At 69.4% G+C, this 13,930-nt stretch carries 14 protein-coding genes and 1 pseudogene; 5 read left to right on the top strand and 10 right to left on the bottom strand.

Translation table 11 applies throughout. The features are described from left to right. The first annotated feature begins 12 nt into the window (after positions 1-12). The 3 genes from ACSMFO_RS14615 to ACSMFO_RS14605 are packed head-to-tail and all read left to right on the top strand — an operon-like array spanning position 13 to position 2,484. Positions 13-429 (top strand): hypothetical protein, encoded by a 417-nt coding sequence (locus tag ACSMFO_RS14615; RefSeq protein WP_436458994.1) that lies wholly within the window; start codon positions 13-15, stop codon positions 427-429. A gap of 10 nt (positions 430-439) precedes the next feature. Beyond that, entirely contained in the window at positions 440-994 is a 555-nt protein-coding gene (locus ACSMFO_RS14610) for a DUF3558 family protein (protein ID WP_436458993.1), read from the top strand. A gap of 20 nt (positions 995-1,014) precedes the next feature. Then, positions 1,015-2,484: a hypothetical protein gene (locus ACSMFO_RS14605; RefSeq protein WP_436458992.1), complete on the top strand. Its 1,470-nt coding sequence runs from the start codon at positions 1,015-1,017 to the stop codon at positions 2,482-2,484. A 43-nt stretch (positions 2,485-2,527) separates the two neighbouring features. Here ACSMFO_RS14605 and ACSMFO_RS14600 read toward each other — a convergent pair whose 3' ends face one another. From ACSMFO_RS14600 to ACSMFO_RS14570, 7 genes and pseudogenes are all read right to left on the bottom strand, one after another. Beyond that, entirely contained in the window at positions 2,528-3,493 is a 966-nt protein-coding gene (locus tag ACSMFO_RS14600) for a glutamate ABC transporter substrate-binding protein (RefSeq protein WP_360092796.1), read from the bottom strand. Then, positions 3,493-4,878 carry a hypothetical protein gene (locus ACSMFO_RS14595; RefSeq protein WP_436458991.1) on the bottom strand — a complete coding sequence of 462 codons (1,386 nt, stop codon included), beginning with the start codon at positions 4,876-4,878 and terminating at the stop codon, positions 3,493-3,495. Before ACSMFO_RS14595 ends, ACSMFO_RS14600 begins: the two co-directional genes overlap by 1 nt. A gap of 106 nt (positions 4,879-4,984) precedes the next feature. Next, positions 4,985-5,623, bottom strand: a complete 639-nt coding sequence (locus ACSMFO_RS14590; protein ID WP_436458990.1) for a response regulator — start codon at positions 5,621-5,623, stop codon at positions 4,985-4,987. After that, positions 5,620-6,747 (bottom strand): sensor histidine kinase, encoded by a 1,128-nt coding sequence (locus ACSMFO_RS14585; RefSeq protein WP_436458989.1) that lies wholly within the window; start codon positions 6,745-6,747, stop codon positions 5,620-5,622. The genes ACSMFO_RS14590 and ACSMFO_RS14585 overlap by 4 nt, the downstream gene beginning before the upstream one ends. Positions 6,748-6,755: 8 nt before the next feature. Then, on the bottom strand, positions 6,756-6,878 hold the full coding sequence (locus tag ACSMFO_RS14580) for a hypothetical protein (protein ID WP_255432399.1): 123 nt from the start codon (positions 6,876-6,878) through the stop codon (positions 6,756-6,758). Between the two features lie 66 nt (positions 6,879-6,944). Next, positions 6,945-8,075, bottom strand: a pseudogene (locus ACSMFO_RS14575) (GAF domain-containing protein). 113 nt (positions 8,076-8,188) lie between these two features. Beyond that, positions 8,189-9,058, bottom strand: coding sequence for an ATP-NAD kinase (locus ACSMFO_RS14570; RefSeq protein ID WP_436458988.1), 870 nt, complete (start codon positions 9,056-9,058; stop codon positions 8,189-8,191). A gap of 198 nt (positions 9,059-9,256) precedes the next feature. Here ACSMFO_RS14570 and ACSMFO_RS14565 point away from each other — a divergent pair, with 198 nt between their 5' ends. Next, entirely contained in the window at positions 9,257-10,516 is a 1,260-nt protein-coding gene (locus tag ACSMFO_RS14565; protein WP_436458987.1) for a sensor histidine kinase, read from the top strand. Next, on the top strand, positions 10,513-11,175 hold the full coding sequence (locus ACSMFO_RS14560) for a response regulator (protein WP_436458986.1): 663 nt from the start codon (positions 10,513-10,515) through the stop codon (positions 11,173-11,175). The genes ACSMFO_RS14565 and ACSMFO_RS14560 overlap by 4 nt, the downstream gene beginning before the upstream one ends. A 70-nt stretch (positions 11,176-11,245) precedes the next feature. Here ACSMFO_RS14560 and ACSMFO_RS14555 read toward each other — a convergent pair whose 3' ends face one another. From ACSMFO_RS14555 to ACSMFO_RS14545, 3 genes are all read right to left on the bottom strand, one after another. Then, positions 11,246-11,449 (bottom strand): cold-shock protein, encoded by a 204-nt coding sequence (locus ACSMFO_RS14555; protein WP_005163378.1) that lies wholly within the window; start codon positions 11,447-11,449, stop codon positions 11,246-11,248. 263 nt (positions 11,450-11,712) lie between these two features. Then, positions 11,713-11,883: a hypothetical protein gene (locus ACSMFO_RS14550; protein ID WP_162836881.1), complete on the bottom strand. Its 171-nt coding sequence runs from the start codon at positions 11,881-11,883 to the stop codon at positions 11,713-11,715. A gap of 260 nt (positions 11,884-12,143) precedes the next feature. Then, positions 12,144-13,805: a thiamine pyrophosphate-binding protein gene (locus ACSMFO_RS14545; RefSeq protein WP_255355312.1), complete on the bottom strand. Its 1,662-nt coding sequence runs from the start codon at positions 13,803-13,805 to the stop codon at positions 12,144-12,146. Positions 13,806-13,930 lie beyond the last annotated feature (125 nt).

Here is a 13,930-nt window from a genome sequence, read left to right as displayed (position 1 = left end):
AGGGGAGAGACCATGACGGACGGCACCGGCGGACCGCCGGGCAACTTCTCGGAGATGCTGGGTGACTTCTCGGCGCAGGCCGACGCGATGGTGACTGCCGCCAAGGAAGGGCGGTTCGCTGTCAGCGAGGAGGCTGGAGAGGCTCTGAAGAAGGCGATCAACGACTACGTCTACGAGTGGAACAGCAACAAACGCTGGTTCCAACGTCTTGCGGAAAAACCAAAGCTCGGCACCGGTCCGTACGCACAGCGGATCGGCGACCATACGGTTCTGGTAGCAGATGGTGACGACTTGTCCGCGAAGAAACAGTTGGACATGCTGAGAGACATCGTGCTCCGAGCAAACGAAGCCATCGACCTGGCAAAGGCCAAGTACAAGCAGCAAGACGAACATGGTGCTGACGCATTCAAGAATCTGAAGCAGGGCTGACTTCTTTCCTATGAAACTTCACCTTCGCCACCGCCTATTGCCGGCACTGACGATCGCGTTACTTACCGCAACCGCTTGTTCGTCGGAGAAACCCGGAACAGCGACGCCCATACTGACGTCACCCGGCCCAGCCACGGCGCCCTCTTCAGGTACTGATCCTGCAGATGTCTTCGGCGCTTTGAAAGCCTGCGACCTGCTGGAGCCGACGACTGCGGCCAAGGGATTCGAGCCTCCGAAGGTGGAGACCTACGAGAGTGACAACGGATGTGGAACCGCGAAACGCGGCTATGCCTCCGTCAGCATCTACCTCGTCCCCGAGGCCGGGATCGACAAGCTGTCGCCTGGGCAAGGAACCAAGGTCCCCTCGAAGTTGAACGGCCGTGAAGCGGTGGAAATCCCGGGTGACGCGGGAACCGATGCCTGCACAGTCGCCGTCGCTGTCGGTCCGAACGCACGAATGACCGCGTCAACCACGCTGGAACAGACAGGAACCAACGAGGAAGCCTGCGCACTGTCCAGGGAAATCGCCACGGCCGCTGAACCGAAACTGCCTAGAGGCAACTGACGACGGAACGGGAGGGGACCATGGTCAACGTCGGGCAAGACGACTTCGACAGCAAGTTCTCCGCGCTGGGCAATCCCGGCCGGACGTACGAGGCCAAGCGGTACTCCGACACGTACAACGAGACCAACGCCGGGCCCGGCGGCAACTCCGTGACCGCGAGGTTGACGGCTGAGGCGAAGGCCGGGCAGTACTCGGCCGAGCAGGCCGCGGCGCTCTCGCAGGGCCAGCAGTTCCGCACCGGCCTCAACCCGTCGGACCAGCGCTACGAAGCCGTCCCTCACGGCGAGCTCAAGAACATGGTCACGCAGGACCTCGATCCGCTGGACATCGACGAGAAGGGCGAGCTCTGGAACAACCAGGGCAACTCCCTGAACAACTTCAGCAACGCCGTCCGCGACGCGATCGGCAAAGAGGGCGAGCATTGGCAGGGTGACGGCGCCAAGTCGGTCACCGATTTCTTCACCAACATCAGCAAGTGGGCCGACACCGCGGGCGACGGCGCGTACCTGGCCTCCAACCGCTTCTCCCAGTCCGCCGCAGCGGCCACCTCCGCGAAGAACTCGATGCCCGAAGAGGTGCCCTTCGACCGCAACGCCGAGTACAAGAACGCCCTCAACCAGCTCGCGACGGGGAATCTCGCCGGCGCGGTGGACACGGTCGGCAACATCTCGGCCAAGCAGGAGCAGTCGTTCCAGGCGCATCAGCAGGCCGCGCAGGTGATGCACAACTACGACCAGTCGCTCTTCGACGTCAATTCCAAGCAGCCCACCTTCGCCCCGCCGCCGGAGATGGGCGAGTCGACGACGGCGTCCGGGTTTTCCGGGGGTACCGAGCCCAGGGGCTTCAGCGGCGGGCCGGGGCCTGGGCCCAACAGTGGTCCAGGGCCAGGAGTGCCGGGTGGTCCGAGCGGGCCGGCGCCGGGGCCCGGGATCACCACGGGCGGTGGGCACACCGGCGTGCCGGGGCCGAATCAGCCGGTCAGCGGGCCGCCGGGGTCGTTCCGGCCGGGGCCGGGGCCGGGGTTGGCGGCGATGAACGGGCCTGGTCCGACCGGGCTCGGGCGGCTGGGCAGCGAGCAGTATCGCGGCAAGCCCGGCCGGACGACGAGCGGGCCGGGCGGCAGTGCGGCGAACCGGTTGACCAGTGGCGGGTTCGGGCGCAACGGCGGGTCGGGCAACGTCGCCGAGCGGCTCGCGGGTGGCAAGGTTTCGGCCGGTGACGCCGAGAAGCTCGCGGGCAAGGGCGGCGGATCCGGGTCGGGCAAGTTGTCGGAGGAGCGCGTCACCCGGGGTGGCGCGGCCGCGGCGGGCAAGAGCGGCGGGCACGGACCGATGGGGGCCGGAGCGCCCGGTGGCAAGGGGCAGAAGGAAGAGGACAAGGAAAAGAAGGCCCCGAACTACCTGCAGGAGGAAGACGCCGACGTCCTGTTCGGCGGCTACGACGGCGAGATGAAGCCGGTGCCGCCGGTGATCGGCGACAAGTCCCCGTAAGACGAAGCGGGCCGTTCGGGAGCGAATCCCGAACGGCCCGTTCTCACTTGTACACCGGCGATGGCGGCGTCCCGCCCTCGAGTTTGTTCCCGATCCATTTCGCGTAGCTCGCCTGCCACGCGCCGCCGCGGACGTTCTCCAGCACGGCGTTCACGTACCGCACCATGTCCTCGTTCTCCTTCGGGATACCGATGCCGTAGTTCTCCTCGGTGAACCGGTCCCCCACGATCTTCAGCGTCGGGTCCTGCGCGAGCATCCCGGCGAGGATGACGTCGTCCGTCGACACGGCCTCGACCTGCTTCTGCTGCAGCATCACCAGGCAGTCCGACCAGTTGTCCACCGACACCGGCACCGGCTTCGACGGATCCGCCGCGATCTTCGTCAGCGAGGTCGACGTCTTGGTCGCGCACACCCGCCGCCCGGCGAGGTCCGAAAGCTGCCCGACCTTGGAGCCGGATTCGACCAGGATCCGTTGCCCCGCTTGGTAATAAGCGGTCGAGAAGTTGACCTTCTTCAGCCGGCTGCAGGTGATGCTGTAGGTCCGCACCACGATGTCGACCTGCTTCTTCTCGAGCACTTCTTCCCGCAGTTTCGACGGGATGGCCCGGAACTGCACGCGGCCTTCCGCGCTGCCGAAGATCGCCTTCGCGATCTCGTTGACCATGTCGATGTCGAACCCTTCGAGCTGGCCCGAAGTCGGATTGCGGAAGCCGAACAGGAACGTCGTCTGGTCGACGCCCGCGACGAGCTTGCCGTTCTCCTTGATCTTCGCCATCGTCGAGCCGCTGGTGATCGACGTGCCGCTGGTCGGCCGCAGGCTGGCCAGCGGATTGCAGCTCGTGTCGGTCGTTCCGCCACCGCCGGTGTTGTCGGCGCCGCCGACGTTCGCGGGCAGCGGCGGCGCGACGTCGCCGACGGGTGCCGGGTCGACCGGCGCCCCCGCGCTGCCACAAGCCGTCGCCAGTACCAAAACCGCGCCGAGCACGGCCGTTCGCAGACCGTTCCGCATCACCGGTACTCCCTCAGCCGTTCACGGATTCCCAAGGCCGACCCCGCCGCCGCCAGCACCGCCAGCACCGCGATACCCGGCGCGAGCAGGGTCAGCGCGCGGTCGGCGCCGCGGGTGTCGTCGAGGAATTCCTGTCGTCCCACGTTGATCGCGGCCACCAGGTTCTCGTCGAGCCGCAGGAACGCCCCGGCCGCGCTGTCCTTCTTGTCGTCGCGGGTGGCCGTGGCGACGGCGTCCTGGTAGAAGCCGTCTTCGTCCTGCCGCCGTACCTCGCCGTGCGCCTTGAACCACGCCGACGCCGCCTGGATGGCCGCGTCCACCTTCTCCGCGGCCGCGCCGCCCGCCGCGAGTCCGCGGGCCTCGCCCAGCAGACCGCCTTGGCCGTCCGTCCCGCCGAGTTGCGCGGCGAGATCGCCGAAGTTCTTTTCATACGCCGCGCCGTCGCCGCGGGCGACGAGGGTCAGCGTTTCGTCGGCTCGCGCCTGCAGCGCCGCGATCCTGGCCCGGACGAGCACGTCCACCTGGTGCGAGCCGTCTTCCTCACCGCTGCCGACGAGGGTGCTCTGCACGATCAGCGCGACCGCGCCCCACAGCAGGGCGACCACCACCGACGCGGTCGCGACGACGAGCCCGACGTTCAGCAGCCGGTTGGTCTTCCGCGTCAGGTGCACCTGGGTGACGATCAGCGCGGCGAGCAGGGCGAGCAGCAAAGCCGTTGCCAGCCAAGGGAATCCGGTCGCGTCGTCCTGTTCGGCGGCGAGCCGGTCGGTGTCGGTCCGGTAGAGATCCTGTGCGGCGGGAAGGATTTTCGCCCGCATCAGTTCCGACGCCTCGCGCAGATACGAGGCACCGACGGGATAACCCTGCCGGTTGTAGACGCGTGCGGTCTCGATCAGTCCCGTGTAGACGGGGATCTCGCGGCCGAGGATGTTGATCTGCTCGGCCGCCTTGCCCGCGCCGGACGAGTCCGATGCCGCCCTCGCCAGCGCCGCGCCGGCCTCCGCGATGTCGCGGTCGTACCGCTGGCGCATCGCGGGCGGCTCGGTGCCGATGGAGAGGAACGAACTGGCGGCCGTCGCGTCGGCGTCCGAAAGCGCGCGATAGACCTGTTGCGCGGCGGCGGCCAGCGGTTCGCGGTGGTCGATCAGGCCGTTGATCGTGTCCTTCTTGTCCTGCGCCGCCAGCGTGCCGAACAGTCCCGCGACCAGCGACAGCAGGACGAGCCCGATCGCGATCACGGACAGCCTGCCCGGCGTGGTCGCCGCGGAGCGGACGATCGCGCGGATCCCGTTCCCCGGCAGCTCGAGCAGCCCGGCGATCCCGCCGCGGCCTTCCGGCGCGGGGGGTGGCGCGGGGCTCCCCGGCCGGGTCACAGTGCTCGTCATCGCCGATCCTCCCCATTGGCTCTATCCGCAAAGAAGGTATCCGAGTCGGGATCAGCGCAGCCAGTGACACCGGCGTGTGTCATCGGCACGTGATCTCCCGGCCGGTTCAAAGGCCTTTTTCCAGGCCGTACCGCACGGCCTCCGCACGATTGCGCACACCGATCTTGGCGAAGGCGTGGTTGATATGGCTTTTCACGGTCGCCTCGCCGATGAACAGCTCGGCGGCGATTTCCGGATTGGACAGCCCGCGCGCGATGAGGCCGAGCACTTCGGCTTCGCGTGTGGTGAGGCCATCGGGCAGCTCGACCTTGGCCCGCGTGACCGATCGCGCGTCGAGCGCGGCGACGAGCCTGTCGGAGACTTCCGCGGCGAAGATCGCCTGCCCGTTGGCGGCCGAGCGGACGGCCGCCCCGATCTCGGCGCGTCCGGCGTCCTTGGTCAGGTAGCCGCGGGCGCCAGCGCGCAACGCGTCGGCGATCGACGCGTCGTCCGCGTACGTCGTGAGGACGACGACCGCGACCTCCGGGTGATCGCGTTTGAGCAGCCTGGTCGCTGCCACCCCGTCCAAGACGGGCATGCGCAGGTCCATCAGCACGACGTCGGCCGCGGTGTGGCGGAGCAGGTCGAGTGCCTGCCGTCCGTCGCCCGCGGCGCCGGCCGCCTCGATCCCGTCGATCAGCCCGAGTAGCGCGACGAGCCCTTCGCGCATGACCTGCTGGTCATCGACCACGACCACCCGGATCACGCCCGCACCACCGCCTCCACCGTCCAGCGCCCGTCATCCGGGCCCGCGGCCAGCGTGCCACCGGCGAGCGCGAGCCGCTCCCTCATCCCGGTGAGCCCGAACCCGCCGGTGTCCTCCGTTCGGACGGTTTCGCCGAGTTCGTTCCACACTCGCAGGCGGACCTCCGCCTCAGTGAAGTGGAGCCGGAGCGACACCGGCCGCCCGGAGGCGTGCTTGGCCGCGTTGGTCAACGCCTCCCGCGCGACGCCGACCAGCGAGACCACCGCGGCGGACGGCAGCGGCCGCTGCTCCCCCAGCACCTCGAAGGTCGCCCCGTCGTGGTGCGCGGCGGCCAGCTGCCGCAGTGCTTCGGCAGGCGACGGGACGTCGTTGCGCAGGGCGGCGACTGCGTCCCGCGCCTCGGCGAGACCGTCCGCCGCCAACCGCCGTGACAACCTGACTCTGCCGAGCGCACCGTCCACATCGGACTTCTCGGCGAGGAGCGCCTCGGCGACCTCCAGGTGGACTCCCAGTGCTCCCAGCGAATGCGCGAGTACGTCGTGGATCTCCCTGGCGATGCGGGTGCGCTCGTCGAGCGCCGCCGCCCGCGCGTGTTCGGACTGTGCCAGCTTGGTCTGTTCCAGCAACGCCGCCGCCTGAACCGCCTGCACCTCGTACTGCCGCCGGTTCAAGCCCAGCAGCATCAGCACGAGCAGTACACCGACGTTGCCGAACACGAGCGGTTCGGTCGCGCCCGCGACCAGGCCGGTGACCGCCGCGAGGCTCGCGTCGAGCCCCACCACCCCCAGGATGGCGGCCACCGACGGCTCGGTCAGGGTGGCGAACCGGCTGACCGTGACCACCGCCAGCACGATGGCGGAGGAGTCCTCCGCCCAGCCGAGCGCGATCGACGGCGCGACACTCGCCACCGCGAGCAGCACGGTCGCCACCCGGGGGAAACGCGGGGAGGTCGCCACGAAGCCCAGCCAGCAGGCCCCGCTGACGCCGTACGCCGTCCAGATCCACGGACTGGACTCGCTCGCGGTCAGCAGGACGACCACGACCGCGGCCGTGCCGAGCGCCTGGACGACCAGCCAGCTCGGCGCGATCGTGTCCGGCAGCAGCGGCTTCTCCCGCTTCCCCATTTTTCCCCTCAGTGATCGCTCAGCCGCGTGATCATCTCGACCAGGATCAGCCGGTAGGCCAGGAACCCGAGCAGCACGACGACACCCACGACCACCAGCCCCAACAGGCCTTTCACGTTCATTTTTCCCATGTCACGGACGTTAGGCACGCCGAGGGGTGGAGCGGGACCACCGGCGGGTGGAGGCGGGGATGGACCTCAAGCCCGGACGGAGGGCGCGACGGAGTGCGGCAGGACGTCGCCGTCGGCGGGCCGCTCGATGACGACCTCGACGTCGTCGTCGAACCGGTACGGCCTGGCCAGCAGGAATCCGCCGAAATGCCGCCTCATCCTGGACATCTCCGCGCGGACGGTGACGGCCGAAGAGGTCGAGCGACAGTTCCGAGGCCGACCTCCCCTGACGATGGCGCGCGAGGACGTACAGCATCTCCGCGTGCCGCGGGCTCAGCCGATGCGACCAGGTGCCTGCCGCGCCCGAGACGCGCAGCGTGCTTTCCCGCGACGACCTCAGATCGAGCACGACCCGGGTCGGCGACGCGTCCTCCTCCTCGGTGAGCCGGACGAGGCTAAGAGTTGCAGCAGCGGCTCCAGCAGGCAGTTGCCGTACGTCGGCAGCCAGGTGCGGCCGGGGGCGGCGTCGTTCGGCAGCGCGATCCGGCCGACCGGGACGAGCCCCGCCGAGGCCGCGATCCAGCCGTGCGGGTCGGTGATGACCGCCCGCCCCTTCACCTTGGCGAGCAGGGGCGTGGCCAGACCGCGCAACCGCTCGAGATCCGAGAAATGTGTGGTGCGTAGATGCGCTTCGGCGAGCTTCGCGACCGCGTCGACCAGGCCGAGGGTGGACGGATGCACGGTGGAGGCCGGTCCCGAGAGGTCGACGGCGCCGAGCAGCCTGCCGTTCCTCGGGTCGTGCAGTGGCGCGGCGGCGCAGGTCCAGTCGTGCTGGTTGCTGACGTAGTGCTCGGCCGAGTAGACCTGCACCGGATGCCTGGCGACCAGCGCCGTCCCGATGGCGTTGGTGCCCGTGGCGGGTTCGTGCCAGTCCGCCCCTTCGACGAAACCGAGCCCGTCGGCGCGACGGCGGACCGCGGTGCTGCCGTCGCGCCAGAGCACCCGGCCGTCGGCGTCGACGACGACCATGATGTGCGCGGCCTGCTCGGCGAGGCCGCTGCCCCGACGCCGGGCTTCCAGCTGTTCCGGGGCGAGCGGAGGGGTCGGCGAGCCGTGGTCCGGGTCCAGGCCCAGCCGCCGCATACGCTGCCAGGACGCGCCGATCACCGCACGTGGCCTGCCCGGGAGCGTGGTCCCGGCGAGCGCGGCCTCGCGCACTTCGGCGAGGGCACGCGCGTGCCGCCTCGAGCTGCACCTGGCCTACTCCTTCTGCTCTGTTCAGGCCAGTGTGCCCGGGTGGACCGGGGAGCGGAAGGTCTCTGTGACCTGGGCTAGGGCAAGGGTGCGTCCGCCAGCCGGGGCGTGGGAAGGGCCGCCGTCGGTTTCCGGCCCAGCAGCAGCCCGGTCCGGGTGGCCTCGGCCATCACGGCACGGACGTCGACGCACCACGGCCCCTCGGGCTTCAACTCGACGAAAGCGCTCTCTCCTGGCTTGAGCACGAAATGCGGCTGGCCGTCCAGCGCGATGGAGCCGCCGCCCGCGGCGAGATCGACGCGGACCCCGGCTTCCAGCACGCTCCAGCCGCGTACGCCCACCGCCCGCACCTCGCCGGGCGCGATCGGCGCCTGCACGACGTACGGCGTCTCGTCGACCGGCCCGAGCGAGACCGCGACACCGTCCACAGTGGACTTCGGGCTCGGGCACAGCCGCCCGGGGATGCTCGACAGCCCGACGCCGTCCGGAACGGCGAACGTGCAGTACAGCTCGGTCAGCGACGCGGGATCCCACCGGCTCTCCGAACACACGCTGACGTCGATCAGCGCGATCTCGCGCCGGGCCTTCGTGACGACTTCGAGCACGGTGGCGCGGTTCGTGACCAGGTCCGTGTCCACCTGGTGGGTGGCCACCAGCCCCGCGGCGAGCCCGGCGACGGTGGACTCGTCGGCGCCCCCGGCGGGCAGCATCAGCAGCGGGACGTCGCCACAGGCGGCCGCCGCGGCCCGCATCATGGTCTCGTTGCCCAGGCAGATGAGCACGCTCGCACCCGCGTCCACCATCCGGCGGACGGTGCCGATGATCTTGCCCGCGTCGGTCCACACCATCACGCGGCCGACGCCGGCCACCCTCAGTGCCGAACGCAGGCTCTGGATGTCACGCTCCGAAGCGGGGTTCGCCACGATCCCCGCAACCGCTTCGCCCACATGTCCTCCGCTGCCGCGCCAAGTCCCTACAAGGAAACGACGTCCGGGCCACGAAGGAAAGAGTTGCACGAGGTTGCATCACAAAGCCACCGCGACTTCGGCGAGCGCCACGGACAAACCCTCCCACACCCCGTGGGGGACTCCTGGTGTCCCCCAGGAGGGGATGTGCCCGGTCGTCGGCGTCGTTAGCGTCGAGCCATGGACTCGTACGGCGCCTCTCTGGGGTGGGCGCTCCTCATCGGCCGCGACGCCGATCTCGAACCGCCGTCGGCCTGGTGGCGCGGGCCGGCCTGGGTCAAAGCAGTCCTCGCCGGATCCGCGCTCGCGGTACTGCTGGGCCTGACCTACGGCTCGTGGGCGCGCTACCTCGGCGGCAGCAGTGTGCCGCTGATCTTCTTCCTGCTGATCCTGCAGATCACACCGCCGTTGCTCGTCGTCCGCTTCCCGCTGACCGCCGTCCGGGTGGCGGCGGCGGGAATGGTCAGCGCGATCATCGCGCTCCTCTTCCCCGCCGACTACGCGCTGTTCGGCCCCACGCTGTCGGAATGGCCGTTGCAGGTACAGGTCCTGCCCTATCTGCCGGTGCTCGCGATGACACTCGCCCGCACGAAACCTGGGCAGGGCAAAGGGATTTCGATCATCGCGGTGACACTCGCCGTCGCGGTCGGCATCGCCCAGCTGCCGCGCGCGGGTACGAAGACCCTGGTGTGGTCGTTGGTCGTGGTGGCCGTGACCATCGTGGCGGGCTACGGGATGCAGCAACGCCGCCGGGCGCTGGAGCAGGCCGACGCGGCCGAGCGCACGACGGTCGAGGAGCGGACGAAACTGGCCACGTTGCAGGAACGCGCGCTGATCGCGAGGGAGCTGCACGACATCATCGGCCATCACCTCTCGCTGATCGCGCTGCGGACCGACAGCGCGCGCTATCGCGTCCCGGACGTGTCCGAGGCCGCGGCCGAGGAGTTCCACGCCATCGGGGTCGCGGCCAGGGAAGCGCTCGACGAAGCCAGGCGGCTGGTCGGGGTGCTGCGCGACACCGACGCCGAACCGGAACACGAGCCGCAGCCCGGGCTCGCGGAGGTGCCGTCGCTGATCGACGGCTGCCGGGCGTCCGGGATCGAGATCCGGGCGGAGATCGACGATGGGGACGGCATTCCCGCCTTGGTCGAACTGGCCGCGTACCGGATCCTGCAGGAGGCGCTGAGCAACGCGGCCCGGCACAGTCCGGGGGCGGGAGTGGACGTCGCGGTGCGGCGAGAACCGGACGGGCTCACGATCCTCGTCGAGAACGGGGCGCCGTCGAGGCCCGCGGCACCTACGGCGGGCGACGGCACCGGCCTTGCCGGGATCGCCGAACGCGTTACGCTGATCGGCGGCACCTACGAGGCCGGGCCGCGGCCGGACGGCGGTTTCCGCGTGGCCGTCGAACTGGATCTCCCGAGGGTGAGTGACGCGTGACGACCGTCTTCATCGTCGACGACCAGGCCCTGGTGCGCGAGAGTTTCGCCGGCCTGCTGAACGCGCAGCCGGGGCTGGACGTGGTGGGCCAAGCCGGCGACGGAATCGCGGCGCTCGCGGGTATTTCCGCCTTGGCGACGCGACCGGACGTCGTCCTGATGGACATCCGGATGCCGGTCATGGACGGGATCGAAGCGACGAGACGGTTGCTCGAAGGCGACGAGGCGAAGCCGAAGGTGATCGTCCTGACGACGTTCCATCTGGACGACTACGTCTACGAGGCACTGCGGGCGGGCGCGAGCGGATTCCTGTTGAAGGACGCGCCGTCCGCCGAACTGATCAACGCCATCGAAGTGGTCGCCGCCGGCGAAGCGCTGCTCTCCCCCGCGGTCACGAAGCGGCTCATCGCGAACTTCGTGGCCACCGCTCCGGTTCCGCGGCCGTCCCCGGCGCGGTTCGACGTGCTCACCGAACGCGAGCGGGAAGTGCTGCGGCTGATCGCGAAAGGACGGTCCAATCCGGAGATCGCCGCGGATCTGGTGCTGTCGGCGCAGACCGTGAAGACGTATGTGGGCCGGATACTGGCGAAACTCGGGGTGCGGGACCGCGCTCAGGCGATCGTGCTCGCGTACGAGGCGGGACTCGTCTCCCCCGCGTGAAGAACGGTCCCGGAAAAAGCAGCAGGGCCGCCTCCCCGAGGGGATGGCGGCCCTGCTTGGAAAACCTGGATCAGATCACGGTGACCGAGGTGGCCTGCGGACCCTTCGCGCCCTGCCCGATCTCGAACTCCACGCGGGCGTTCTCCTCGAGGGTACGGAAGCCGTTGCCCTTGATCTCGCTGTAGTGCACGAAGACGTCGCCGCCGCCGTTGTCGGGAGTGATGAAGCCGAACCCCTTCTCGGAGTTGAACCACTTCACAGTGCCCTGAGTCATAAAATCTCCATATGCAACACAAACAAACAGGAAGCCACGTCGGCAGCCCGGGTCATGACCAGACGGTTTGCTTCCCCGGAAACACGAGGAGACACTACGCCCGCTGAGTTCTGCGAGCGTGAACCAACACGAACACAAAAATCGAGACCTGGTGCAGTAAAGCACACCTCACGCAGGCCGACAAGCGCCATCACTCGGGTGTGCGCAGCCGCACTGCACCTTCGCCGACTGTACCTCTCCGTCCGGAGCGGTCACCGGCCGGGCTATTCCCCGCTGGCCGCGCGCAGCGGCGCCTCGTTGCCGAACGGCGAGCGGCGCAACGCCTCCCGGTTCGTGGCCACGACGGCGATGTCGTGGGTCTCCGCGTCCGCACTGAACAGCACCGGCACCACGCCGGAAACGGACTTGTCCTGTGGCTTCGCTTCGTCAGCCATGTTTTCTCCCAGTGTCAACACAACGCTCTAGGTACGTACTGCGTGCCAACAACCCCACCGGCCATTGCCCCGGTCCATATCGGACTCTCGGTGTTGCCGCGATTGTGCCACGGCCGACCGACAAAATCCGGTGTCCGCGACCGAAAGTCGGCCGAGTCGTCACCTCGTTCCCACCCTTTGGGGCAGGTGAAGGCGGCACCACAAGGGTTTCTGTGTATCCCCTGAGAAAAAGTACCGCCCGGTAATCGGCGTGGCGGCCCCTACTGGCCGCCCTGCTGCTGCCTCGACGCGCCCAGCAGGCTCGTCAGCCGGATGTCCGGCGTCACCACGTCCGGATCCGTACGGATGTCGATCACACAAGGCCGTTGCCGCACCAGCGCGCTCGCGATGATCGGCTCCAGCTCTTCCCGATCGTCCACGGTGTACCCGGCTGCGCCGAGCCCGCGCGCCCACGACGCGAAGTCGGTGACGGGGACGGTGACCCCCGACAGCCGCCCGTGTTTGCGTGCCTGGTGCACGGCGAGCGGGCCGTGCAGTCCGTTCTGGAACACCAGCACGGTCACCGGCACCCGGTAGCGGACGGCGGTCTCGATCTCCTGCCCGGTCATCAGCGCTCCGCCGTCGCCCGCCATCGCGATCACCGTGCGGCGTGGTTCGGCGAGTTTCGCCGCGACCGCCGCGGGGACCGCGTAACCCATGGCCGCGTTGCTCGGCCCGAGCTGGCTGCGCGGCGCGGTGAAACACCAGTAGCGGTGCATGAACTGGGCGAAGTTGCCCGCGTCGCTGGTCACGATCGCGTCTTCCGGCGCGAGTTTGCGCACCGCGCGGATGACGTCGGCGGGGTGGACGCGGGTGGCGCCGCTGGTGTCGGGCGGCGTCATGAAGGTGTGCACCGCGGCGTTCGCGGCCGACGCGCGCCGTTGCCGAGGCGAGGCGACATTGCGCAGTTCACGCAGGAAGGGCTCCACCTCGGAGTCGACCCGGAAGGTCAGGCCGCCGCGGCGGGCGGGCTCGATCCCGGTGCCGACCAGCACCAGCGTCTGCGACGGCGTCGGGTAGCGGAAGGACTGGGTGGTGACCTCGTCGAGCTGCGTGCCCAGCGCGAGTACGAGGTCCGCGCGCTCCAGCGCGTCGAGCTGCCGCGCGGGGATGCCGATGCCGAGATGGCCGGCGTAGCGCGCGTGGTTCTCGGGGAAGGCGTCCTGACGGCGGAACGCGTTGTACACCGGCAGCGCGAGCTCGTCGGCGACGGCGATCAGCTCGTCGCGCGCCGCGCGGGCCCGGCCGCCGACGATCACCACCGGGTAGCGGGCCTCGTCGACCAGCTGCGCGACCGCCTCGGCGGTCCGGCCGAGCGCGCCGGTGGCCGGCGGCCGCACGGAGGCGACCGGTTTGGCCGAGTCGAACGGGACACCCCAGAAATCGGCGGGGACGGCGACGACGGTGGGTCCCGGCCGCCCTTCACGGCAGCGGGTCAGCGCCTCGACCAGCAGGCCGGGGACCTCGTCCGGCGATTCCGCGCGGCCGGTCCACTTCGAGATCGGCTCGAACATCGCGGTCAGGTCCGCGGTGGGCAGCTCGCTCGTCGGGCCGGGATCCTGCGGCGGGTTCTCCAGGAGGACGACCATCGGGCTCTCGTCCTGGTACGCCGTGGAGACGCCGATCGCGAGGTTCGCCGCGTTCGGGCCGCGGCCGGCGAGCAGGACCGCGGGATGCTCGGTGAGCTTGCCTTCGGCCTCCGCCATGAAGGCGGCGCCGGAGTCGTGCCTCGCCGAGACAAAGGTGATCGAGCGCTCGCGTTGCAGCGCGTCGAGCAGATCCAGGAAGGACTCACCCACCACCGCGTACACGCGGTGGATCTGCGCCTCGGTCAGGATCCGCACGGCCGTCTGGGCGACGGACGCTCCCGGTTGGTATCTAATGAGAAGAGCTTAGGCGGGCGGTGATCGGTGCCGTCAAGCGATCTTCCGATTCCGGCAACCCCGGAGCGGCGGAATGTCCGATATTCGGAACGTGTTCGAGCAAGGGAGCACGAAAACGTGACCTC

Source organism: Amycolatopsis sp. w19, from assembly GCF_051373225.1.
GTDB classification, from domain to species: domain Bacteria; phylum Actinomycetota; class Actinomycetes; order Mycobacteriales; family Pseudonocardiaceae; genus Amycolatopsis; species Amycolatopsis japonica.
Note: the sequence above shows the minus strand (reverse complement) of the source record. Positions and strands in the feature narration are given on the sequence as shown.